Annotated in this window: 21 protein-coding genes and 2 riboswitches; of the genes, 10 read left to right on the forward strand and 11 right to left on the reverse strand. The window is 71.4% G+C overall.

Translation table 11 applies throughout. The features are described from left to right. Window positions 1–9: 9 nt before the first annotated feature. Window positions 10–354, forward strand: coding sequence for a DUF7882 family protein (locus ASD56_RS14145; protein ID WP_055967281.1), 345 nt, complete (start codon window positions 10–12; stop codon window positions 352–354). Here the strand turns inward: ASD56_RS14145 and ASD56_RS14150 are convergent, their stop codons facing one another. Together ASD56_RS14150 and ASD56_RS14155 are read right to left on the reverse strand one after the other, a co-directional pair. Next, entirely contained in the window at window positions 355–645 is a 291-nt protein-coding gene (locus tag ASD56_RS14150) for a hypothetical protein (protein WP_055967001.1), read from the reverse strand. A gap of 140 nt (window positions 646–785) precedes the next feature. Then, window positions 786–2,297 (reverse strand): FAD-dependent oxidoreductase, encoded by a 1,512-nt coding sequence (locus ASD56_RS14155; RefSeq protein ID WP_055967004.1) that lies wholly within the window; start codon window positions 2,295–2,297, stop codon window positions 786–788. A gap of 86 nt (window positions 2,298–2,383) precedes the next feature. Here ASD56_RS14155 and ASD56_RS14160 point away from each other — a divergent pair, with 86 nt between their 5' ends. The 4 genes from ASD56_RS14160 to ASD56_RS14170 are packed head-to-tail and all read left to right on the forward strand — an operon-like array spanning window position 2,384 to window position 4,493. After that, complete coding sequence (locus tag ASD56_RS14160; protein WP_235565724.1) at window positions 2,384–2,899, forward strand: GNAT family N-acetyltransferase; 516 nt, start codon at window positions 2,384–2,386, stop codon at window positions 2,897–2,899. A gap of 43 nt (window positions 2,900–2,942) precedes the next feature. Then, on the forward strand, window positions 2,943–3,776 hold the full coding sequence (locus ASD56_RS14165; RefSeq protein ID WP_055967007.1) for a DNA-formamidopyrimidine glycosylase family protein: 834 nt from the start codon (window positions 2,943–2,945) through the stop codon (window positions 3,774–3,776). Between the two features lie 50 nt (window positions 3,777–3,826). Next, entirely contained in the window at window positions 3,827–3,949 is a 123-nt protein-coding gene (locus ASD56_RS16580; protein WP_268777916.1) for a hypothetical protein, read from the forward strand. Between the two features lie 34 nt (window positions 3,950–3,983). Then, a complete protein-coding gene (locus ASD56_RS14170) occupies window positions 3,984–4,493 on the forward strand; it encodes a hypothetical protein (RefSeq protein WP_055967010.1) in 510 nt (169 codons plus the stop codon). A gap of 56 nt (window positions 4,494–4,549) precedes the next feature. On the opposite strand, the gene ASD56_RS14175 is transcribed toward ASD56_RS14170, so the two are convergent. Next, on the reverse strand, window positions 4,550–6,061 hold the full coding sequence (locus ASD56_RS14175) for an MDR family MFS transporter (RefSeq protein WP_055967013.1): 1,512 nt from the start codon (window positions 6,059–6,061) through the stop codon (window positions 4,550–4,552). Window positions 6,062–6,177: 116 nt separating this feature from the next. Continuing rightward, window positions 6,178–6,390 carry a hypothetical protein gene (locus ASD56_RS14180; protein ID WP_055967018.1) on the reverse strand — a complete coding sequence of 71 codons (213 nt, stop codon included), beginning with the start codon at window positions 6,388–6,390 and terminating at the stop codon, window positions 6,178–6,180. Window positions 6,391–6,444: 54 nt separating this feature from the next. On the opposite strand from ASD56_RS14180, the gene ASD56_RS14185 reads away from it, so the two are divergent. Beyond that, on the forward strand, window positions 6,445–8,463 hold the full coding sequence (locus ASD56_RS14185; protein WP_082541487.1) for an ABC transporter ATP-binding protein: 2,019 nt from the start codon (window positions 6,445–6,447) through the stop codon (window positions 8,461–8,463). Window positions 8,464–8,490: 27 nt separating this feature from the next. Here ASD56_RS14185 and ASD56_RS14190 read toward each other — a convergent pair whose 3' ends face one another. The 6 genes from ASD56_RS14190 to ASD56_RS14215 are packed head-to-tail and all read right to left on the reverse strand — an operon-like array spanning window position 8,491 to window position 15,233. Further along, window positions 8,491–9,477, reverse strand: coding sequence for a glycosyltransferase family 2 protein (locus ASD56_RS14190; RefSeq protein WP_235565726.1), 987 nt, complete (start codon window positions 9,475–9,477; stop codon window positions 8,491–8,493). An 8-nt stretch (window positions 9,478–9,485) separates the two neighbouring features. After that, window positions 9,486–10,616, reverse strand: coding sequence for a cysteine desulfurase family protein (locus tag ASD56_RS14195; protein WP_055967287.1), 1,131 nt, complete (start codon window positions 10,614–10,616; stop codon window positions 9,486–9,488). Between the two features lie 15 nt (window positions 10,617–10,631). Beyond that, a complete protein-coding gene (gene nadC / locus ASD56_RS14200) occupies window positions 10,632–11,489 on the reverse strand; it encodes a carboxylating nicotinate-nucleotide diphosphorylase (protein WP_055967024.1) in 858 nt (285 codons plus the stop codon). Continuing rightward, window positions 11,483–13,159 carry an L-aspartate oxidase gene (gene nadB, locus ASD56_RS14205; protein WP_055967027.1) on the reverse strand — a complete coding sequence of 559 codons (1,677 nt, stop codon included), beginning with the start codon at window positions 13,157–13,159 and terminating at the stop codon, window positions 11,483–11,485. Before nadB ends, nadC begins: the two co-directional genes overlap by 7 nt. Further along, complete coding sequence (gene nadA, locus ASD56_RS14210; RefSeq protein ID WP_055967031.1) at window positions 13,156–14,508, reverse strand: quinolinate synthase NadA; 1,353 nt, start codon at window positions 14,506–14,508, stop codon at window positions 13,156–13,158. Before nadA ends, nadB begins: the two co-directional genes overlap by 4 nt. 11 nt (window positions 14,509–14,519) lie before the next feature. After that, window positions 14,520–15,233 (reverse strand): NUDIX hydrolase, encoded by a 714-nt coding sequence (locus ASD56_RS14215; RefSeq protein WP_055967035.1) that lies wholly within the window; start codon window positions 15,231–15,233, stop codon window positions 14,520–14,522. Window positions 15,234–15,358: 125 nt separating this feature from the next. On the opposite strand from ASD56_RS14215, the gene ASD56_RS14220 reads away from it, so the two are divergent. From ASD56_RS14220 to gcvP, 4 genes are all read left to right on the forward strand, one after another. Continuing rightward, window positions 15,359–16,525: a MarP family serine protease gene (locus tag ASD56_RS14220; protein ID WP_055967039.1), complete on the forward strand. Its 1,167-nt coding sequence runs from the start codon at window positions 15,359–15,361 to the stop codon at window positions 16,523–16,525. A gap of 71 nt (window positions 16,526–16,596) precedes the next feature. Then, a riboswitch (glycine riboswitch) is annotated at window positions 16,597–16,693 on the forward strand. Window position 16,694: 1 nt separating this feature from the next. Further along, window positions 16,695–16,818, forward strand: a riboswitch (glycine riboswitch). Window positions 16,819–16,863: 45 nt separating this feature from the next. After that, a complete protein-coding gene (gcvT, locus tag ASD56_RS14225; RefSeq protein ID WP_055967041.1) occupies window positions 16,864–17,988 on the forward strand; it encodes a glycine cleavage system aminomethyltransferase GcvT in 1,125 nt (374 codons plus the stop codon). A 28-nt stretch (window positions 17,989–18,016) separates the two neighbouring features. Continuing rightward, window positions 18,017–18,400: a glycine cleavage system protein GcvH gene (gcvH, locus tag ASD56_RS14230; RefSeq protein WP_055967044.1), complete on the forward strand. Its 384-nt coding sequence runs from the start codon at window positions 18,017–18,019 to the stop codon at window positions 18,398–18,400. Next, window positions 18,397–21,273: an aminomethyl-transferring glycine dehydrogenase gene (gene gcvP, locus ASD56_RS14235; protein WP_055967047.1), complete on the forward strand. Its 2,877-nt coding sequence runs from the start codon at window positions 18,397–18,399 to the stop codon at window positions 21,271–21,273. Before gcvH ends, gcvP begins: the two co-directional genes overlap by 4 nt. Before the next feature lie 151 nt (window positions 21,274–21,424). On the opposite strand, the gene ASD56_RS14240 is transcribed toward gcvP, so the two are convergent. After that, complete coding sequence (locus ASD56_RS14240; protein WP_235565727.1) at window positions 21,425–22,204, reverse strand: hypothetical protein; 780 nt, start codon at window positions 22,202–22,204, stop codon at window positions 21,425–21,427. Between the last annotated feature and the right edge of the window lie 94 nt (window positions 22,205–22,298).

Genomic DNA, 22,298 nt, shown 5'->3' on the forward strand with positions numbered 1-22,298 from the left:
CTTGTGGTCGTGGGAACCCTGTATTACGGGGGTTCGGCCACTCCGATCCACATCGAGGACCGCGCCCTCGCGCATCTGAAGGTGGTCATCGCGTCGAAACTCCGTCGGCACGAGGCGTTCACCGTGTCCTGGCCCCACTGCGACGACCAGCCTCGGGGACGCACCACGATCTGGCTGCATCCGTCGATTCCTCTCAGGTTCGAGTTCGAGGAGCCGGACCCGCCGCCGTTGAAGCGCGAGTGGCTCGAGGAACTCGCCAACTCCGCCCATTCGGCCGGCGGCATCGTGCTGGTGCCTGAGCTCTTCGGCGCCGAGGTGCTGCCCGGAGGAGGAGAGCTCCCGGCACGGACGTAGTCACCTCAGTCTCAGTGGCGCCCGGTGCGGAATCGGAATGGGCTTGGAATCCGTCGAGACCATGTTCGACAGCCGCCGGGCCGCCGACATCAGCACGTCCTCGAGCGAGAAGTAGGTCTCGACGCGCGGCCCCCCGTACACCCACACCGTCTCGTAGCGGTGGTCCGCGGTCCGCTCGACGTACGCGATCAGCGCCTCGTCCGACTCGTCGTCGGCGGGGCGGTCGCACAATCGCCATGACTCGTCGCCCAGCGGCACGAGCTCCAGTCGGTGAACGTCTCCGATGGTCATCGTCTTCTCCTCGTGAGAGCCGACCGCGGCCTTGCGGCGGGCGCTGCATCGGCCTGACGTTCGGCCGATGGTCGAAGCATCCGTCCGGAACGGACCCAGCGGCGAGGGGCTTGACACGGCCCAGGTCAGGCCGTAGCCGGCTACTCGTCGGCGGGCGCGAGGCGAGCCACCGCCGGGCCCTCGAGGACGTCGCCGGCTGGACTGAAGCGCGAGCCGTGCAGCGGGCAGTCCCACGTGCACTCCGCGTCGTTCCAGGTGAGGATGCCCCCGAGATGGGTGCACACGCCGGAGACCCGCCGGGTGACGCCGCTCACCGTCGACTCGGCCACCGGCGACATTCCCCGGCGCACCACTCGTCCGGTTCGCTCGGCGGGGGAGTCGCCGTTGGAGGAGGACATCCCGACCTTGGCCCAGTCGACCACGAGGTGGCCGCCCACCGACGCGTTCACCTGCACGGCCTCGCCGACGTCTGCGAGGCCCGGGCGATGACGGTCGAGCGCCGCGGCCCACGGCACCGGACTGTTCTGAAGGATGCCGTGCAGCTCCAGCGCGGCCGCGGGAGCGTTCGTCATGCCCCACTTCGCGTATCCGGTCGCGACGAGGATGCGCCCGCCGCCGCGGGGCAGCTGTCCGACGTACGGCAGTCGCGTGACGCTGCGATAGTCCTGAGCCGCCCACCAGGTCCGGCGCCGGGCGCCGGGCCAGTGCGCCATCGTCCACGCGTCGAGTTCGGCGAGGATCTCGCTCGTCGGCTGCGTCCGGCCGGGCGTGTGCGCGCCGCCGCCGACGACGAGGACGTCCGTTCCGCTGGGGAGCCTGTCCACCCGGAGGGAGCGGGTCGGTTCGTCGGCGGAGAGGAACATCCCTCGTGGACGCGCCACATCGGGAGGCAGGTCGTAGGCGCCGACGAACGACCTCGACGGGACGAGCTTGGCGAAGAAGAGGCCGCGGTCCAGGATCGGGGACCCGGTGGCGAGCACGAGCGTCGAGCAGTCGAGCGTCCGCTCGCCGATGCGCACGCGCACGCCGTGATCCTGCGCGTCGGCGCCGGTCACCCGGCATCCGGTGACGATTCGGCCTCCGCGTTCACGGACGCGGCGGGCGAGCTCGGCCAGCACGAGCATGGGCTGAAGCTGGAACTGATCCGGGAGGAGCAGCGCGGCGCTGACGGGGAAGGGAAGCTGCAAGCGCTTCGTCTGACCGGAGCGCAGGACCTCGACGTCGATGCCGCCGACCCGGAGCGCACTCTCCTCGCGGTCGAGCGCTGCGACGCCTTCCTCGTCGGTGGCGTAGGTCACGGCATCCTTCACGGACATCGCCCCGAGGAGGCCGTCCACCTCCTCGCGCACCCAGGTCTGCCCTGCGAGGTTGGCCTGCGCGTAGGCGCGCACCGCGTCGTCGCCCGCGTGCGCGCGGACGCCGGTGAAGACCGTGCCCTGGAGCAGGCTCAGCTTGCCGGTCGTGTTCCCCGTCGTCACCGCACCCACGGAGCGGGCCTCCAGCACCGTCACCCGGACGCCGTCGCGGGCGAGCAGCCAGGCCAGGCTGAGCCCGGTGAGTCCCGCGCCTGCGATGACGACGTCGCTGCCTGTGGGCGGTGGCGCCGCATCGTCGGGGATGGCGGGAGCGGTCTGCTGCCACAACGACTCCATGCTGGCCTCCTGTATCCACTGTGCGCCGCGCCCCCTCCCGGAGCGACGGGCTTGACACCCGTCCCGCCCGCCGGTACCGAGGAGGTATGCCTCAGCACGATCAGCCCGCCCAGGACGACATGACGATCAGCGACATCGGGCCGGAGGATGCCGGCGAGACTCTGACCCTGCAGCGGGCGGCGTTCGTGCAGGAGGCCCTCATCTACGACACCGTGCAGATGCCGCCGCTGACCCAGACGCTCGAGGAGCTCCGCGCGGAGCTCGTCGAGAACCTCGGCTGCGTGGTGCGCAAGGGCCCCCGGATGATCGGCGCGGCGCGTGCGCGGCGAGACGGCGACCTGCTGCTCATCGGACGCCTCGCCATCGCGCCCGACGCCCAGGGACAGGGTGTCGGCACGCGCCTGCTGGCCGCCGTCGAAGAGCGCGGACGCGCTGCCGGATGCCGGGAGGCGGAGCTCTTCACAGGATCTCTCAGCGAGGCGAACCTCCGGCTGTACGAGCGCGAGGGCTACCGCGAGACCACGCGCGTGGCCGGCGACGACGGCATCGAGCAGGTCTTCCTGCGCAAGTCGCTCGCCGAGGCGCACGCCTCGCCGGCCTGACCGCGGCTTCCCGGGCGTCGGTGGCCGGTGCCAGGATGGGGCCATGCCGGAGTCTCCCGAGGTGCAGGTGCTGGTCGAGTTCCTCGACCAGCAGACGGTGGGCCGAACCCTCGATGACGTCGACGTCCTCGAGTTCCGCGCGATCAAGACGCGCACCGCGCCGCCGACGGGTCTGGTCGGCCGGACGCTCACCGGTGCCGGCCGCCACGGCAAGCACGTCGCCCTGTCGCTGGACGACGGCACCCACCTCGTCGTCTCGCTCGGCCGTCATGGGTGGGTCCGGTGGAGGCCAGCCGGCAGCGACGATGCGGCGCCCGCAGATGAGCCGCCCGCGCTGGCCGAGTTCGGCCTCGCCGGCGGTGACCGGTTCGAGGTGACCGACGCCGGCAGCTGGGTCTCGCTCGGGCTCTTCGTGGTCGACGACGCACTGGCGGTCCCCGCGATCGCCAAGCTGGGTCCAGATCCCGCGGCCCCGGAGTACTCCGCCGCCGACCTCGACGTGGCGCTCGGCGGACGCCGCAAGCAGGTCAAGGCCGTGCTGCAGGAGCAGGAGTCGATCGCGGGGATCGGCAACGCGTATTCCGACGAGATCCTGCACCTCGCGAAGATCTCGCCGGTCGTCCACGCCGCCGTGCTCGACGACGCCGCCCGACAGCGACTGTACGAGGCGACGGTCGCAACCGTTCGAGGTGCCATCGACGCACGGCGCGGCATCCCGATCGATCGACTCAAGGCGGCGAAGGTCGAGGCGATGCGCGTGCACGGGCGTGCGGGCGAGGCCTGCCCGGTCTGCGGCGACACCATCGGCGAGTTCACGTTCAGCGGCGCCGCCGCACAATACTGCCCGACCTGCCAGACCGGCGGCGTGCAGCTGTGAGACGCACGGCGTCGGAGGCCGGACCCCGGAGCGCGGGTAGCATGGAGGCCATGACTTCTTCGCAGACCCCCGCCCCCGTCTCCTTGCAGCCGATCTCCGACGAGAAGAACCTGCTCACCCAGGTCGAGTCCGGCGGATCGTGCTGCGGCGGCAGCAGCTGCAGCACCGTCTGATCCCGCGCTCCGCCGGCGATAGGTCGAGGCCTCGATGACCGACGAGCAGCTTCACATCACCCCGCGCCTCGGGCGCATCCTCATGTCCGAGGAGGCGATCTACGGCCTGATCCTCGTGTCGGGGATGATCGTGGTGAGCGGGACGAACTCGGGCACCGCCCTCAACGCCTTCACGACCGTCGCCGTGACGGTGGCCGTCTTCTTCGCCGCTCACGTGTACGCCGGCACTCTCGGACGACTCGCGGCGACCGACGGCCACGCCGGGCTGGGCGCGAGCCTTCGGGCCTCGCTTCACCAGTCCGGCGGGATGCTGCTGGCCTCGGTCGCCCCGCTGATCGTGCTCCTCCTCGGAGCCACCCGCGTGATCGACGACACCACAGCCATGTGGACGGCGCTCATCGTCGACACCGTCATTCTCGGCATCCTCGGCTGGATCGCAGTCGCCCGCTGGAGCACGCACTGGCTGCCGCGGATCCTCAGCGCGCTGCTGACCGCCGGGTTCGGAGGCATCCTGATCGCCCTGAAAGCGGTCATCCACCACTGACGTGAACGAACGAAGGGCCCTGCCGGATGAATCCGGCAGGGCCCTTGTTCGTGAGCTCAGTGCGCGACGGGCGCGGTGAACGGCTGGTCGACCGGCTTGCGGACCAGGAAGGCCCCGACCAGCAGCGGCAGCGACAGGATCGCGGCGATCAGGAACGCCGCGTGCGTGCCCGCAGCCTCGGCGGCGACGGCATCGGCTCCCGCGTCGCTCGCGGCTCCCGCCGCGGACGACATGACGCCGAACATCAGCGCGATGCCGGCGGCACCTGCCACCTGCTGGACCGTGCCGACCACGGCCGAGCCGTACGAGTAGAACTTCGGCTGCAGCGAGGCGAGCGACGCGGTGAACAGCGGGGTGAACGACAGCGCGAGACCGATCGACAGCACGGTGTGCGCGACGGCGATCACCCACACCGGAGTCGCGGCCGTGTAGGTCGTGTAGAACCACAGCACCGCCGTGGTGATGACGGCGCCGGGGACGAGCAGCACGCGGGTGCCCCATCGGTCGTAGATGCGCCCGATCCAGGGACCGGCGAGGCCCATGGCGAGGGCGCCCGGCAGCACGATGAGGCCGGTGTCCAGTGCAGAGACGCCGACGACGCGCTGCAGGTACAGCGGCAGGATCGTGATGGCACCGAAGAAGGCCATCGACATGATGACCATCTGGCCGATGGACAGCGAGAAGTTCACCGAGCGGAACACCCGGAGGTCGAGCAGCGCGTCGTCCTTGCGCTGCAGGAGCACCTGGCGCCACGCGAACAGGCCGAGGGAGATGACACCCACGGTCAGCGCGATGATGAGCGACGCCGTCGAGAGGTTCTGGGCCGCGACCGCCTCTGCGCCGGTGCCGTGGCCGCCGCCGCCGAGCTGGCTCAGGCCGTAGACCAGGCCGCCGAAGCCCAGCGCCGAGAGGATGACCGACAGGACGTCGATGGGTGCGCGGGTCGTCTCGCCGAGGTTGTGGATCCAGCGGGCGCCGATCGCGAGCGCGACGAGCGCGATCGGAAGGACGATGGCGAAGATCCAGCGCCAGCTGAGGTTCTCGAGAACGGCGCCGGCCATGGTGGGCCCGATGGCCGGAGCGAGCGAGATGACGATGCTGACGCGGCCCATCATGCGACCGCGGATGCCGGGAGGGACCACCGTCATGATCGTGGTCATCAGCAGCGGCATCATGATCGCCGTGCCCGAGGCCTGAACGACGCGAGCGACGAGCAGCATCGGGAAGCCGGGGGAGAAGACGGCGATCAGGGTGCCGAGCGAGAAGAGGCCCATCGCGGCGATGAACATCGCACGGGTGGTGAAGCGCCGCAGCAGGAAGCCGGTGATCGGGATGACGACGGCCATCGTGAGCATGAACGCGGTCGTCAGCCACTGGGCCGCGAGCGCGGTGATGCCGAGGTCGGTGATGAGGTGCGGGATCGCCACACCCATCGTCGTCTCGTTGAGGATGGCGACGAACGCTGCTCCGAGGAGCAGCCAGATGACGCGGCTCTCCTGGCGGCCCAGGACGGGGGCGGAGGCTGCGGGGACGCTGTCGGTGGCGGGCTGCGTGGTGGTCGAGGCCATAGGGCGTCTCCTCGGGAATCGGCGAAGTCAGAGGCCACCCGAAAGATGGCAAGCCTCCAGGGTAACCACGGGCGCCGACATCCCATTCCCGTCCGACGTGACGGAATGCGGAGGGATTACTGCTCGAGCGACTCCTGGTCGGCCGGCACGTCCCACTTCTCGGAGCCGATGGCGTCGGTGGAGTGGGGCGTCGGCTCGCGATCCTTCAGGCCCGCGGGCGTGGGGTTGACGATCTCCTCGTGCGGGATGGCCTGCAGGTCGTCGATCTCCTTGCGCAGGGCCGCCAGGTCGGAGCCGTCGTGCGGGGGGTTGTGGGGCGTGGAGGTCATGGCGTCAGCCTAGCCCTCGGGTCGTGGGGCGTCAGTAGGCTGACAAGGGTGAGCATGCGCGGGGGCGGAGGGGGCGGGGCCAGCGGTCACGCCGGCTTCCGCGGGGTCGACATCGAGACCCAGAAGCGCATCAACTCCGAGGCGCCGAAGATCCCCGACCTGCGGGGGCGGGTGCTGGCGCTGTTCCGCCCCTACGGCTGGCCGCTCGCGTTCACCGGGGTGCTCGTCGTACTGGGGGCAGGTCTCGCAGTGATCCCGCCGCTCATCGTGCAGCGCATCTTCGACGAGGCGCTGTTCCCGCCGGACGGCGCGGCGCCCGACATGCCGCTGCTGTGGCGCCTCGTGGTCGTCATGGTCGCCCTGTTCCTCGCCTCGGCGGCCCTCGGCGTGCTCCAGACCTGGTTCACCTCGACGGTGGGCAACAAGGTCACCGGCGATCTGCGCGTGCGGCTGTTCGATCACCTCCAGGCGATGGAGCTCGGATTCTTCACGCGCACGAAGACCGGCGTCATCCAATCCCGGCTGCAGAACGACGTCGGCGGCGTCTCGGGCGTCCTCACGAACACCTTCACGAGCATCCTCGGCAATGCCGTCACGGTGATCGCCTCGCTGATCGCCATGATCATCATCGACTGGCGGCTCACCCTCATCGCGGTGATCATGATGCCGCTGCTCATCATCGTGCAGCGCCGGGTCGGACAGGTGCGGGCGCGGATCGCAGGCGAGACGCAGGAATCGCTCTCAGAGCTGACCGCGATCACGCAGGAGACGCTGAGCGTCTCGGGCATCCTGCTGTCGAAGTCGTTCAACCGCCAGCGCACCGAGTCCGCGCGCTACGCCGACGAGAACCGCAACCAGGTGCGGCTGCAGGTGCGGCGGGCGATGAGCGGCCAGGGCTTCTTCGCGGTGGTGCAGGTGCTCATGGCGAGCGTCCCCGCCGTCATCTACCTGGTCTCGGGGTACTTCATCACCGGCGGCGACGCGGTGATCACCGCGGGCACGGTCGTGGCCTTCACCGCGATCCAGGCGCGGCTGCTCATGCCGCTCATGGGCCTGATGCGGGTCACGCTCGACCTGCAGACCTCGGCGGCCCTGTTCGCCCGCATCTTCGAGTACCTCGACCTCGAGCCGGCGATCCGCGATGCGCCCGATGCGATCGCGGTCGAGGAGGCGCCCGGCCCGCTCGGGCAGATCGAGTTCCGCGATGTCGTGTTCCGCTATCCGGATGCCGCGGCCGACACGCGCGCGACCCTCCAGGGCATCACGTTCACGGCCGAACCCGGACAGCACGTCGCCTTCGTCGGCCCGTCGGGCGCGGGCAAGACGACGGTGCTCTACCTCACGCCCCGCATGTACGAGGCATCGGGCGGGCAGGTGCTCTTCGCCGGCGCGGACGTGCGCCGCCTGCATCAGGAGTCGATCATCGACAGCGTCGGCATCGTGTCCCAGGAGACCTACCTCTTCCACGCCACCGTGGCCGAGAACCTGCGGTACGCCAAGCCCGACGCGACGATCGACGAACTGGTCGCGGCGTGCCGTGCGGCGAACATCCACCACGTCATCGAGCGCTTCGACGCGGGCTACGACACCGTCGTGGGCGAGCGCGGCTACCGGCTCTCCGGCGGCGAGAAGCAGCGGATCGCCATCGCGCGCGTGCTGCTCAAGGATCCGCCGGTGCTCCTCCTGGACGAGGCGACGTCCGCGCTGGACACCGTGTCCGAGCGCGTGGTCCAGGAGGCGCTGGATGCCGCGGCCCGCGGCCGCACGACCCTGTCGATCGCGCACCGCCTGTCGACCGTGATCGCCGCCGACGTCATCCACGTGATCGAGGCCGGACGCATCGTCGAGTCGGGCACGCATGCCGAGCTGCTCGCCCACGACGGCCTCTACGCCGAGCTCGCGGCGCAGCAGCTGGCCACGTCGAAGATCCTCGAGGCCGAGGCATCCGATCCGCCCGCCGACCACCCCGACCGCCGGGCCGACCGTCCGCCCGCGGGCGCGTCTGCGCCCGGCCCCGTTCCGGCCCCGGACGCACAGGCGTGGGCGGCGTCGCCCGAGGTCCCCGGCGCCTGAGGCGACTCGGCGGCCGAAAAGCGGGCGCTACCAGAGCCGGGCGGCGGCCAGGGTGTCGGCGATGGCGGGGTCGAGGTCCGCGGCGTCGCCCGCGCGGTCCCACAGCTCGCGCGTGAACGCCCCGAGTTCGCGCCGGTAGGCGTCGTCGGCGTGCACGCGCCCGATGTCGACGAGGGGCGGCAGGTCCATCGACAGGATCAGGCGGACACGGGATGCCGCGGCCCGCGGCTGCCCGGCCCCATCCAGCACCGCGATCCCGCCGGCGAGGGCCTCGAGGTAGTCGCGCAGGACGGGGAGCTCGCCCTTGTGCTGCGTGATCGAGGTGCCGTCGAAGCGCTCGCGCCAGTGCACGACCACGTCGGGGATGACGTCGAACGCCCGCGCCCGCGTGTACATCTGCTGCGCGACGATCTGGTCCTCGTACGCCTTGCCGACGGGGAACCGCAGCCCCTCGCGCCGCCACAGCTCGGTGCGGCTGACCTTGGACCACGCGACGATGTTGCCGGACGCCTCGGGGTGCTCCTCGAGCGTCGTGCCGCTGCGAGCGGGGTCCGTCGCCGCGGCCACCCAGGGCTGCACGACACCCGTCACGTAGGTGCCCGTCGGGTTCCCGCCGTCGTGGTCGGGGCGCAGGCGCACGTAGGCGCCCACGGCGAAGTCGCTGCCGCTGGCGTCGACGGTGGCGACGAGGCGTTCCAGCGCCGAGGGCGTGTAGCGGTCGTCGGCATCGAGGAAGGCCACGAACGGCGTCTCGACGAGCTCCAGCCCGGTGTTGCGCGCCGCGCTCAGACCGCCTCGCGCGGCGTGGTGCACGACCCTGAACCGCGGATCGGCGGCCGCCGCGGCGTCGAAGATCCCGCCCGTCGCGTCGGTCGACGCGTCGTCCACGAGCACGGCGAGCCAGTCCGTCAGCGTCTGGGCCCTCAGCGAGTCGATGGCCTCCTGGGCGTAGTCGGCGACCTCGAAGCCGGGCACGATCACCGTGACGACGGGAGCGGGCGGCGGCGGGGTCACCCGCCCGATCATACGGCGGCGACGGAGGCCGCGACCGCGTCGGCCACGGCATCCAGCGGCTGACGCAGCCAGTGCGGGAAGGTGAACCGCACCGCCGTCTGCGCCACCCCGGCGGGAATGCCCATGGCGGTCAGGACGTGCGAGGGCTCGTCGCTCCCGGCGGCGCAGGCCGAGCCGCTCGAGGACACCACACCCCGTCGCTCGAGTTCGAGCAGCACGGCTTCGCCGCTCGTACCCGCGAACGTGAAGCTCGCCGTGCCGGGAAGGCGATGCACGGGGTCGCCGGTCAGCTCCGCCGACGGCACGATCGCGAGCACACGCGCGATGAAGCGGTCGCGGATCACCGTGACCGCTTCGGATGCCTCGGCCCGGCCCGCTTCGGCGAGTTCGAGCGCCGTCGCCAGTCCCACGGCGCCGGCGACGTCCTCGGTGCCGCTGCGCCGGCCGCGCTCCTGCCCGCCGCCGTGCAGGAGCGGTTCGAGCGGAACGCGCCCGCGCACGCCCAGGATGCCGGTGCCCTTGGGCGCCCCGAGCTTGTGTCCGGCGAGCGAGATCGCATCGACCCCGAGGTCGGCGGTCGACAGCGGCAGCCAGCCTGCGGCCTGCACGGCGTCGATGTGCACCGGCACCCCGCGCTCGCGGGCAACGGCGGCGATCGCCTCGACGTCCTGCACGGTCCCGACCTCGTTGTTCGCGTAGCCGATGCTGAGCAGCGCCGTGTCGTCGCGGAGAGCGCGGGCCACGGCATACGGATCGATCCTGCCGGCGTGATCGACGCCCACGCGAGTCGCCTCGAAGCCGTGGATGCGCTCGAGGTAGTCGACGGACTCGAGGATCGACTCGTGCTCGATCGGGCTGGTCACGACGTGACGCCGGCCGTTCTGCGCCGCGGCGATCGCGATGCCCTTGACGGCGAGGTTGTTGGCCTCGGTCCCGCCGGAGGTGAACACGATGTCGCTCGCGCGCAGACCCAGCACCCGCGCGACCCGCGAGCGCGCGTCGGACAGCGCGTCGGCGGCCGCCTCCCCGACGGTGTGGTGGCTGGACGGGTTGCCGAACCACTGCGTCAGGTACGGCATCATCGCCTCGAGCACTTCGGGGCGCACCGGTGTCGTGGCCGCGTTGTCAAGGTAGAGCATGCTCATGTCCGTGCCTCAGGCGAGGTCGATGCGGACGTCCAGGCCGAGATCGAGCGCCCGGGCGGAATGCGTGAGCGCGCCGACCGAGATCACGTCGACACCGGTCTCGGCGATCGCCTTGACCGTCTCGAGCGAGACCCCGCCGGATGCCTCGACCGTCGCGCGGCCGGCCACCTGGGCGACGCCCGTGCGCAGATCCTCGAGCGAGAAGTTGTCGAGCATGATCGTGCCGATCCCGGCAGCGAGCACCGGCTCGATCTGCTCGAGCCGGTCGACCTCGACCTCGATGTGGACGGTGTGGGGCAGACGGTCCTTCGCGGCGACGAGAGCCTCGGTGATCGACGCGTGCTTGTGCGCGAGAACGGCGAGGTGGTTGTCCTTGGCCATGACGGCGTCCGAGAGCGAGTGCCGATGATTGCGGCCGCCGCCGTCGCGCACGGCCTTGCGCTCGAACGCCCGCAGGCCCGGCGTGGTCTTGCGGGTGTCGGCGATGCGGGTGCCCGACTCGGCGACCTCGGCGACGTAGAGATTCGTCAGGGTCGCGATGCCGCTCATGCGCTGCACGAAGTTGAGGCCGATGCGCTCGGCGGTGAGCACGGCGCGCGCGGGGCCGGAGACGACGGCCAGCACCGCACCGGCGGCGAAGAACTCGCCGTCCTCGACGATCAGCCGCACCTCGACGGTCGGATCCGTCAGCAGGAACGCCGCGGCGAACACCTCGCCCCCGCTGAACACGCCGGCCTCGCGGGCGACGAGGTCGGCGGTGGCGACGGCGTTCTCGGGGATCAGGAACTCACTCGTCAGGTCGCCCCACGGCGCGTCCTCTTCGAGGGCAGCCGCGACGACGCGGTCGATGGTGGCGCGGTTCAGCATGCGAGGGCTTCCTGACGGTGCGGTTCGGCGGTGGCGAGAGCACGGGTCGAGATATCCCCACCGGGGCTCCGCCCCAGACCCCCGGCTTGCTGACGCGCGCCCGTCTCCGAGGTCTCCGGGTAGTCCGAGCGGGAGTGCGCCCCCACGGACTCGCGCCGGGCGCGTGCCGCGGCGACGAGCCGCTGCGCCACGGCGAGGAGGTTCTCGTCCTCGAACTCACGCTCGGTGCGTGGCGTGCGGTGCTCCGCCGCCCAGGCCGCGAGGACGGATGCCGCATACCCGAGGCCCTGCTCGTCGCGCACCAGCCCGGCGTGGTCCCACAGCAGGTTCTGCAGGGCCGCGCGGGTGAAGGCCGGGGCGTCGCCGGCAGGCTCGGCCACGTCGGCAGGGCCGGCGGGTGCGGCCACGGGGGCACGCCAGATTCCGGATGCCGCGTCCGCCGCGATCACGTCACCGGCACGTGCGCCGAACACCGCGCCCTCGAGCAGCGAGTTCGAGGCCAGGCGGTTCGCCCCGTGCACGCCAGTGCGCGCCACCTCGCCGACGGCGTAGAGACCGGGGATGGACGTGCGGCCGTGGAGGTCGGTGGTGACCCCGCCCATCAGGTAATGCGCGGCCGGGGTCACGGGGATCGGCGCGGCGGCCCAGTCCAGGCCGCGAGCGCGGACGGCGGCATCGATCGTGGGGAAGCGCCGCGCGAGGAACTCGCGACGCTCGGCCTCGGTCGGGCGCAGCCCGGTGGCGTCGAGGAAGACTGGGCGGCCCTCCTGAAGCTCCATCTGATGCGCGATCGCCCGGGCGACGACGTCACGCGGTGCGAGCTCGCCGTCGGGGTGGGCGTCGAACGCGAAGCGCCGGCCGTGCTCGTCGACGAGGGTCGCACCTTCGCCGCGCACGGCCTCCGAGACGAGGAACGCGTCGCCGACGCCGATGATCGTCGGGTGGAACTGGAAGAACTCCAGGTCGCGCACGTCGGCTCCGGCGCGCAGCGCCGCCGCGACCCCGTCGCCCGTCGCCACGGGCGGGTTGGTGGTGTGGGCGTAGAGCTCGCCGGCGCCGCCGGTCGCGAGCACCACGGCGTCGGCGGCCACGCGCTCGTGCCTGCCGGCGACGGCGGCCGCGGCATCCGTCCCCTCCCGGTCGTCGATCAACAGATCGACGCCGGCGACCCGGCCGGCTTCGATCACGAAGTCGACCAGGAACGCGTGCTCGATGACCCGTGCGCCGCTCGCGCGGAGGCGCGCGACGAGCGCCTTCTCGATCGCGGTTCCGGTCGCATCGCCGCCGGAGTGCAGGATGCGGGGGTAGGAATGCGCGGCCTCGAGGCCCTTCACATACGCGCCGTCGGCGCCGCGGTCGAAGGCCACGCCGAGGTCCACGAGCTCGCGGATGCGGGCGGGTCCCTCCTCGACGAGCACGCGCACGGCCTCGGGGTCGGCGAGTCCGGCGCCCGCGACCAGGGTGTCGCGGATGTGGTCCTCGACCTTGTCGTCCTCGAACATCACGCCGGCGATGCCGCCTTGGGCATACCGGGTGTTGGCGTGCTCGAGAACGTCCTTGGTGACGAGCGTCACCCGGCAGCCGTGCTCGACGGCGTGCAGCGCGACCGTGAGGCCGGCGATGCCGCTGCCGACGACGATCGCGTGCACGGCGGGTACGGGATCGGTCATGAGGCGTTCTCCCACCCGGACGCGGGCGCTGCCGGCGGCTTGGCCGCGAGCATCCGCTCCAGCGCGAGGCGCGCGGGCTCGGCCACGTCGGCGGGAACGGTGATGCGGTTGAGCACCTCGCCGGCGACGAGGCCCTCGAGCACCCACGCGAGGTAGCCCGGGTGGATGCGGTACATGGTCGAGCAGGGGCAGACGACCGGGTCGAGGCAGAAGATCTCGTGCTGCGGGTGCTGTGCGGCCAGGCGCTGCACGAGGTTGACCTCGGTGCCGATGGCGAAGGTGGTCGGCTCGGTCGCCGCCTCGATCGCCTTGCGGATGTAGTCGGTGGAGCCGGATTCGTCGGCGGCGTCGACGACGTCCATCGGGCACTCCGGGTGGACGATGACGCGCACGCCGGGGTGGTCGATGCGCGCCTTCTCGATCTGCTCCACGCTGAAGCGGCGGTGCACCGAGCAGAAGCCGTGCCAGAGGATCACGCGGGCGTCGGCGAGATCGGCGGCGCTGCTGCCGCCGAGCGGCTTGCGCGGGTTCCACATCGGCATCTGCTCGAGCGGCACGCCCATCGCCTTGGCGGTGTTGCGGCCGAGGTGCTGGTCGGGGAAGAACAGCACCCGGCGGCCGCGCTCGAAGGCCCACTCCAGCACCGTCCGGGCGTTGGACGAGGTGCAGACGATGCCGCCGTGGCGCCCGACGAAGCCCTTGATGGCCGCCGAGGAGTTCATGTACGTGACCGGGATGACGGGTACGAGGCCGTCGGCGTCGACCGCGTCCATGTCGCCGTAGACCTCGGCGAGCTGCTCCCAGCACTCCTCGACCTGGTCGATGTCGGCCATATCGGCCATCGAGCAGCCGGCCGCCAGGTTCGGGAGGATCACGGCCTGCTCGGGACGCGAGAGCAGATCGGCCGTCTCGGCCATGAAATGCACGCCGCAGAACACGATCGCCTCGGCCTCGGGGTGGGCCTTCGCCGCGTTCGCGAGCTGGAAGGAATCGCCCACGTAGTCGGCGTGGACGACGACCTCCTCACGCTGGTAGAAGTGCCCGAGCACGACGACGCGCTCGCCGAGGGTCGCCTTCGCTGCGACGATGCGCGCGTCGAGCTCCTCTTCGGAGGCGTCGCGGTACTCGCGCGGCAGCTCGCCCTGACGCGGCGACCCGGTCGGGATCACGTCGCCCATCGACGAGCCCGGGCCGTACCCGGGACGGATGTCGAAGTCCCAGGGCCCCGAGGCGAGGTCGGTGTTGCACGTCTCGGCGGTCGAGGCTCCCGCGACGATCGCCTGGATGGCGTGATCGACGGATGCGTCGGCGGCGGGCCGGGGCTGCAGGGTGATGTTGACAGCGGGCATGTCGTGCTCTTTCAGTGGTGGATGCCGAGGGGGCCGCGATCGGCGAGCTCGACGCCCTGGTTGTAGCGGTACAGCCGCGCCGGCCGGTGGCTGCCGGTACGGAAGCGGTCGGTGGGGATGAGGGTTCCGGAGTTCTCGACCTGGCGGCGGAAGTTCGCGGGGTCCAGGCGCTTGCCGAGGATGGCCTCGTAGACCTCGCGCAGCTCGGCGAGGGTGAACTCGTCGGCGAGCAGGCCGTGCGCGATCCGGCTGTAGCCGACCTTGTTGCGCAGGCGCCAGAGCGCGTAGTCGACGATCGCGTTGTGGTCGAACGCGAGCTGCGGGAGGGCGGCCGCGTCGAACCACTGCACGTTCTCGACGTTCTCATCCGGGATCTCGTCCGGGCGGATGAGCGCCCAGTAGACGATCGAGATCACGCGGGTGGGGGAGCGGTCGACGTCCCCGAAGGCGTAGAGCTGCTCGAGGTAGCTCGGTGCGAGCCCGGTGGTCTCACCCAGGGTGCGGGCGGCAGCGGCATCCAGTCCCTCGGTCACGTCGAGCCAGCCGCCGGGCAGGGCCCAGAGGCCCTCGTGCGGATCGCGCGTGCGCCGCACCAGGGGGATCGCGACGGTGGCGGTCTCACTGCCGGCACGCCGGCGCAGCGTGAAGATCACCGTCGAGACGGCCACGCGCGTGGCATCGACGGCGGTCTCCGCCGCTTCGGGGAAGGTGCTGGTTCTGGTCATGGTGACTATTACTCCGTTCACCATCTTAGTGTCACTATGACACGAAGGGCAAACGGCGGCGCACGCACAGGTTCGATGCGTACGCTGAGGCTCCCGAATCGCCGTCGTCCTGCCCGAGGAGGACCATGATCGTCGTCGACCTGCTGCTCGGCGCGCTGCTGCTGGCCGGCCTCATCGCGGGTGTGAGCCGAGGCTTCACCGGCAGTGTCGGGCTGCTGCTCGGGCTGGTGGCCGGCGGCGCGGCGGCGTACTGGCTCGTGCCGCTGATCAACGACGCGCTGCCTCTGCAGTTCCGGCCCGCCCTGGTGCTCGCCTGCTCGGTGCTGCTCGTGATCGCGGGCGCGGTCGCCGGCGCCGCAGCAGGCTCGGCTCTGCGCCAGGGAGTGGATCGCACCCGGCTGCGTGCGGTCGACCGCGTGCTCGGGGGAATAGCCGGGACGCTCGTCGCCGCCCTCGTCATCTCGCTGGCCGGGGCGAGCATCGCCGCGACCGGGATGCCCGTCGTCTCATCGGCGGTCGCGTCGTCTTCGGTCCTGCGCACCATCGACCGCTTCACCCCGGCGCCGGTGGCCAGCGCGCTCGCGCAGCTGCGCGGCTTCGTGCTCGACGAGGGCCTGCCCGCGCTCGGCAACCTTCTCGAGGCCGGCCCGGTCACCATCCAGCCCGTCGACCTGGCCGATCCCGAACTGGCGGCGGCGGCGGCATCCGTGGCCCGCGTGTCCGGCACCGCCTACGCGTGCGGACGCAGCTCGACCGGGTCGGGCTTCGTCGTCGCCCCCGACCGCATCGTCACGAACGCGCACGTCGTGGCGGGGGTCGAGACGCCCGTCGTCGAGCTGCCCGGGCTGGGCGCGCGCGAGGGGCGCATCGTGTACTTCGATCCGGTGGACGACCTCGCCGTGATCGCCGTGGACGGGTTGGACGCCGCCGCGCTGGCCTTCGCGGCGCCGCTGGCCGTCGGGGCGCCCGCCGCCGTTCAGGGCTATCCGCTCGGCGGGCCGTTCTCGATGATCTCGGCGGGCGTCGTGTCCTCCGGCGTCGCTCCCGTACCCGACATCTATGGCGAGAGCGTCTCGCCGCGCGACATCTACGCCCTGCAGGCCGCCGTGCGTCCGGGCAACTCCGGCGGTCCGCTGCTCACCGAGGACGGCACCGTCGCCGGGGTCGTCTTCGCCCGCGGCGAGGACGACCCCGAGCGCGGGTATGCCATGACGATCGCGGAGCTGGCGCCCGTCGCCGACCAGGCCACCGGCCTGACCGACCCGGTCTCGACGGGACGCTGCGTCGACTGACACGGCCGGCTGACACGGCCGTCGACCGGCCGGGCGACCCGTTATGCTGGCACGGCAAGTCAATACGGCCCATGACCCGGGCGGGAGAGCCTCGGCAGATGTCATGCCGGGCACCGAAGGAGCAAGCCTCCCCGCCAATCTCTCAGGTACGCGTACCGTTCGGGTGAGGCCGACTCTGGAAAGTGGTTGCGAGCGCACGCCCGCAGCCCGCCGAAGGTGAAAGTCGCAGCATCCGCTCTCTTCGGAGAAGGACGCCGCGGCGAAACTCTCAGGCCCATGACAGAGGGGGAGTTCCAGGGCGCCGTCCGGCGTCCACCCGACCGCGAACGGGAGAACTCATGACCGAACCCCGCACGACTGCCCTGTACGAGCGCCATGCCGCGCTCGGCGCTTCGTTCACCGACTTCGGCGGCTGGTCCATGCCCGTGCGCTACAGCTCGGACCTCGCCGAGCACCACGCCGTGCGCACCGCCGCCGGTCTGTTCGACATCTCCCACATGGCGCTGTTCGGCGTGGGCGGCCCGCAGCGCGAGGAGTACCTCGCGTACGCGCTCGCCTTCGACCCCAGCGCGCTGAAGCTGTCGCGGGCGAAGTACACGATGATCCTCACGCCCGAGGGCGGGATCATCGACGACCTCATCGTCACCCGCAGCGCGGAGGACCAGTTCCTCGTCGTCGCCAACGCGGGGAACCGGGATGCCGTGCGCGCGGCCCTGCAGGAGCGACTCGAGGGCTTCGATGCGATGCTCATCGAGCTCGACGACGCCCTCATCGCCGTGCAGGGGCCCCGCGCGCGCGAGATCCTGCAGCAGACGTCGGGTCTCGTCCACGACGACTCTCTGGCGATGGGCCACACCCTCGACACACTGCCGTACTACGCGGCGATGGGCATGCGCTTCGGCGAGAGCGCCGTGCTGGTCAGCCGCACCGGCTACACCGGCGAGGACGGCTTCGAGATCAGCGTGGACGCCGACCTTGCGGTCTCCCTCTGGGACGCTCTGCTCGACGCCGGGCAGCCGCTCGGGCTTGTCCCCGCCGGTCTCGCCTCGCGCGACACTCTGCGCCTCGAGGCGGGCATGCCGCTGTACGGCCACGAGCTGTCGCGCGACATCGTCCCTGCGCAGGCGGGCCTCGGCCGCGTCGTGCCGCTGAAGACCAAGACCGCGGACTTCGTCGGCCGCCAGGCGCTGGAGGCGGACGTCCCCGCCGACGCCCCGGTGCTCGTCGGCCTCGTGTCCGAGGGCAAGCGCGCCGGACGTGCCGGCTACGCGGTGCTCCACGGCGACGAGCGCGTCGGAGAGATCACCAGCGGCGCCCTGAGCCCGACGCTCGGGCATCCCATCGCCATGGCGTTCGTCTCGCCGGGCGTGAGCGAGCCCGGCACCGAGCTCGACATCGACGTGCGCGGCACCCGCATCCGCGCCACCGTGACCGCCCTTCCGTTCTACCGCCGCGCCCAGTGACCGTCCCGAGCATCCACCGGAGGAACCAGTGACCGATCTCAACAGCCTCAAATACACCGCCGAGCACGAGTGGATCGCCCTCGAGGGCGACGTGGCCACCGTCGGCATCACCGACTACGCCGCCGAGAAGCTCGGTGACGTCGTCTTCGTCGAGCTCCCTGCCGCCGGCTCCACCGTCACCGCCGGCGACGTCTGCGGCGAGATCGAGTCGACCAAGTCCGTCGGCGAGCTCTACGCGCCGCTCACGGGCGAGGTCGTCGCCGTCAACGACGCCGCCGTCGACGACCCGTCGCTGGTCAACTCCGAGCCGTTCGGCGAGGGCTGGCTGATCAAGCTCACCGTCGATGCGGCTGCGGTGGCCGATCTGCTCGACCGCGACGCGTACGTCGCGCTCACCGGCGGCGACGCATGACGGGGGCCTTCGCCGCACGGCACATCGGAACGGATGCCGCGGCCCAGCGCGTCATGCTCGACGCCCTGGGCTACGACACCATCGACGCCCTCGTCGAGCGCGCGGTCCCGGCATCCATCCATGTGAAGCCGCGCGAGACCAGCGACATCCCGCCGGCCGCGACCGAGGCCGAGGCGCTCGCAGAGCTGCGCGTGCTCGCGTCGCAGAACCGCGTCGCGCGCCCCATGATCGGGCTCGGCTACTACGACACGTTCACGCCGTCGGTGATCGCGCGCAACGTGCTCGAGAACCCCTCCTGGTACACGGCGTACACGCCGTACCAGCCGGAGATCTCGCAGGGCCGCCTCGAGGCGCTCATCAACTTCCAGACGATGGTCACCGACCTCACCGGGCTGACGACGGCCAACGCCTCGATGCTCGACGAGTCGACCGCCGTCGTGGAGGGCATGCTCGTCGCCCGCCGCGCCTCGAAGTCGCCCTCGGACGTCTTCGTGGTCGACGCCGACACGCTGCCCCAGACCAAGGCGCTGCTCTCGCACCGCGCCGAGGCCGTCGGCATCGAGCTGGTCGAGCTCGACCTCGCGAACGGCGCGACGCTGCCCGAGCAGCTGTTCGGCGTCTTCGTTCAGTACCCCGGCGCCTCCGGCCGTGTGTGGGACCCCTCGGGCGTCGTCGACGCGGCGCATGTCGCGGGCGCCCTCGTGGTCGCCGCCGCCGATTTGCTCGCGCTGACCCTGCTGCGGTCGCCCGGCTCGTTCGGCGCCGACGTCGCCGTGGGCACCACGCAGCGCTTCGGCGTGCCGCTCGGCTTCGGCGGCCCGCACGCCGGGTACATGGCCGTGCGCGCCGGTCTCGAGCGCCAGCTGCCCGGACGCCTGGTCGGGGTGTCACAGGATGCGGCGGGCCACCCCGCCTACCGGCTCGCGCTGCAGACGCGCGAGCAGCACATCCGCCGAGAGAAGGCGACCTCGAACATCTGCACGTCGCAGGTGCTGCTGGCCGTGATGGCGTCGATGTACGCGGTGTACCACGGGCCCCAGGGCCTGAAGGCGATCGCGACCGAGGTGGCGCGCAAGGCCGAGGCGCTCGCGCAGCGGCTGCGCGACTACGACCTGCACCTGGTGTCGGATTCGTTCTTCGACACGATCCGCGTCGTCACCCCCGGACCCTCGGGCCGGGTCGTCGAGCGCGCCCGCTCCAAGGGCTTCCAGCTCTTCCAAGCGGACGACGCCACGGTCGGCATCTCGGTGGACGAGACCACGACCGCCGACGACCTCGCGGCCGTCGCCTGGGCCTTCGGCCTGCCGGACGTGGACGAGCACGACGTGCGCGACATCCCGTTCGACGCTGCCGAGCCCCTGGCCGGCGTGCCGTCCTCGCTCGCCCGGGTCGAGGAGTTCCTCACCCACCCGGTGTTCAACACGCACCGGTCCGAGACGGCGATGATGCGCTACCTCAAGCAGCTCAGCGACCGCGACTACGCCCTCGACCGCGGCATGATCCCGCTGGGCTCGTGCACCATGAAGCTCAACGCGGCCACGGAGATGGCGGCCGTGTCGTGGCCGGAGTTCTCGCGTGTGCACCCGTTCGCCCCCGAGGCGGACGTGCACGGCTACCTCGCGATGATCGAACAGCTCGAAGTGTGGCTGGCCGAGGTCACCGGGTACGACGCCGTCTCGCTGCAGCCCAACGCGGGCTCGCAGGGTGAGCTGGCCGGACTCATGGCCATCCGCGGCTACCACCGCGCGAACGGCGACCTCGAGCGCACGGTGTGCCTCATCCCGTCGTCCGCGCACGGCACGAACGCGGCCTCGGCCGTGCTCGCCGGCATGAAGGTCGTGGTCGTCGCGTGCGACGAGGCCGGAAACGTCGACCTCGACGACCTCCGGGCCAAGATCGCCGCGCACGCCGACGCGCTCGCCGCGCTCATGATCACGTACCCGTCGACCCACGGCGTGTACGAGCACGACGTGCTCGAGATCACGCAGGCCGTGCACGACGCGGGCGGCCAGGTCTACGTCGACGGCGCGAACCTCAACGCGCTGCTCGGCTACGCCCGCTTCGGCGACCTGGGCGGCGACGTCTCGCACCTCAACCTGCACAAGACGTTCGCGATCCCGCACGGCGGCGGCGGCCCCGGCGTGGGCCCGGTTGCGGCCAAGGCCCACCTTGCGCCGTTCCTGCCGGGGCATCCGCTCGCCCAGCGCAAGGATCACGCCGGCGGGATCTTCGAGGGCGGCGCGATCTCCGCGGCACCCCACGGCTCGGCCGGCATCCTCCCGATCTCGTGGGCGTACGTCCGCATGATGGGCGCCCAGGGGCTTCGCGATGCGACCGCGGCGGCGGTGCTCTCGGCGAACTACATCGCCTTCCGGCTGCGCGAGCACTACCCGGTGCTCTACACGGGCGAAGGCGGCCTCGTGGCGCACGAGTGCATCCTCGACCTGCGGCCGCTGCGCGAGGCGACGGGCGTGACCGTGGACGACGTGGCCAAGCGCCTCATCGACTACGGCTTCCACGCGCCGACGATGTCGTTCCCGGTCGCCGGCACGCTCATGGTCGAGCCCACCGAGTCCGAGGACCTGGGCGAGATCGAGCGCTTCATCGAGGCCATGATCGCGATCAAGGCCGAGGCCGACGCCGTCGCCGCGGGGGAGTGGCCCGCGGGCGACAACCCGCTGGTGAACGCCCCGCACACGGCCGAGACCGTCGTCGTCGGGGAGTGGGACCACCCGTACTCCCGCGAGACCGCGGTGTTCCCGGTGCACACGCAGATCCGCACGAAGTACTGGCCCCCGGTGCGCCGGATCGACCAGGCCTACGGCGACCGCAACCTCGTCTGCGCGTGCCCGCCGATCGAGGCGTTCGCCTAGACGACGCTGTGATGACGGGATGCCGCGGCCCGCGGCATCCCGTCTCCCGCCGTGAGCCCGCATCCCGCATCCCACTCCCGCGAGAATTGGTTGGGCGTCCGGGGATCTGCGCGGCGCACTGCTTCTTGGACGCCGGACCGATTGTCGCGAGCTAGAGCGACCGCGGATTCCACCGGAGCGACTGCAGAGCGCTGCTGTTGATCGGATGCCGCGGGCTGAGGCCCGCGAGACGCAGCTTGTTGCCGAGGGGGTAGGCGCGCATCGTGTCGGACCAGTCCCAGCGTGCGAAGCCGGCGACGTATCGCCTGAGCCGGTCCTCACGCTGCTTCTCGTCGGTCAAACGTGCCTTCGCCTCCTCCAGCGACGGGGAGTCGTACTTGCCGTACCCGTCGGATTCGCCCACGACCCTCTCATCGGGCCAGAAGAAGTCGGTGCGGTCCCGCTTGCCCTCGTATCGGAACTCATGCTGCAGTTCGGGGTCGGCGAATCCCAACCATTCGATGACCGCCCGGCTCACCGATTCGCCCGTCGACTCCGATTGTGGGTCGACGCGTTCGTGCAGCCACCGAAGCCGCCGCCGGCCGCGGCGGTCGGCCTGGCGATGGATGAGTTCGGCGAACCCTGCAAGGTCGTCGTTGCCGCGTCGTGCAACGGCATCGCAGATCGCCAGGCCGAAAGCGGGCGGCAGGACCCTCCCGAGCGCGACGGCGGTGTGAAGCGCCGTCGTAGCCAGGATGCCGTCCCGCACCTCGATCGCAGGTGCGTCCCTGCTCGTATGCACGACCACATCGCCGTAGCGAGTGGACGCCGATCTTCCGGTGTCGAACACGTGCACGTCCCGCGCTTCGCCGAACAGGGGAAGACCGTGCAGCGCCGCCGCGGACTCGAGTGCGAACACCGCCTGCGGCGACACCAGGGCATAAGCGTGCACCCTCGCCGTGTAACGCTCCCATGGCCGCAGCGCTCTCCACGCGGCTGCGTGCGCGTACACCCGGTGTCGGACTCTCACCAGATCGGGAGCAGTT

The sequence above is a fragment of the Microbacterium sp. Root166 genome, assembly GCF_001427145.1.
Taxonomy (GTDB): Bacteria; Actinomycetota; Actinomycetes; order Actinomycetales; family Microbacteriaceae; genus Microbacterium.

Excerpts from the sequence above, each read along its gene's own strand:
- ASD56_RS14150 (WP_055967001.1), bottom strand. The coding sequence starts at position 645 with ATGACCATCGGAGACGTTCACCGACTGGAGCTCGTGCCGCTGGGCGAC.
- ASD56_RS14155 (WP_055967004.1), bottom strand. The coding sequence starts at position 2,297 with ATGGAGTCGTTGTGGCAGCAGACCGCTCCCGCCATCCCCGACGATGCG.
- ASD56_RS14160 (WP_235565724.1), top strand. The coding sequence starts at position 2,384 with ATGCCTCAGCACGATCAGCCCGCCCAGGACGACATGACGATCAGCGAC.
- ASD56_RS14165 (WP_055967007.1), top strand. The coding sequence starts at position 2,943 with ATGCCGGAGTCTCCCGAGGTGCAGGTGCTGGTCGAGTTCCTCGACCAG.
- ASD56_RS16580 (WP_268777916.1), top strand. The coding sequence starts at position 3,827 with ATGACTTCTTCGCAGACCCCCGCCCCCGTCTCCTTGCAGCCGATCTCC.
- ASD56_RS14170 (WP_055967010.1), top strand. The coding sequence starts at position 3,984 with ATGACCGACGAGCAGCTTCACATCACCCCGCGCCTCGGGCGCATCCTC.
- ASD56_RS14175 (WP_055967013.1), bottom strand. The coding sequence starts at position 6,061 with ATGGCCTCGACCACCACGCAGCCCGCCACCGACAGCGTCCCCGCAGCC.
- ASD56_RS14180 (WP_055967018.1), bottom strand. The coding sequence starts at position 6,390 with ATGACCTCCACGCCCCACAACCCCCCGCACGACGGCTCCGACCTGGCG.
- ASD56_RS14185 (WP_082541487.1), top strand. The coding sequence starts at position 6,445 with ATGCGCGGGGGCGGAGGGGGCGGGGCCAGCGGTCACGCCGGCTTCCGC.
- ASD56_RS14195 (WP_055967287.1), bottom strand. The coding sequence starts at position 10,616 with ATGCTCTACCTTGACAACGCGGCCACGACACCGGTGCGCCCCGAAGTG.
- nadC (WP_055967024.1), bottom strand. The coding sequence starts at position 11,489 with ATGCTGAACCGCGCCACCATCGACCGCGTCGTCGCGGCTGCCCTCGAA.
- nadB (WP_055967027.1), bottom strand. The coding sequence starts at position 13,159 with ATGACCGATCCCGTACCCGCCGTGCACGCGATCGTCGTCGGCAGCGGC.
- nadA (WP_055967031.1), bottom strand. The coding sequence starts at position 14,508 with ATGCCCGCTGTCAACATCACCCTGCAGCCCCGGCCCGCCGCCGACGCA.
- ASD56_RS14215 (WP_055967035.1), bottom strand. The coding sequence starts at position 15,233 with ATGACCAGAACCAGCACCTTCCCCGAAGCGGCGGAGACCGCCGTCGAT.
- ASD56_RS14220 (WP_055967039.1), top strand. The coding sequence starts at position 15,359 with ATGATCGTCGTCGACCTGCTGCTCGGCGCGCTGCTGCTGGCCGGCCTC.
- gcvT (WP_055967041.1), top strand. The coding sequence starts at position 16,864 with ATGACCGAACCCCGCACGACTGCCCTGTACGAGCGCCATGCCGCGCTC.
- gcvP (WP_055967047.1), top strand. The coding sequence starts at position 18,397 with ATGACGGGGGCCTTCGCCGCACGGCACATCGGAACGGATGCCGCGGCC.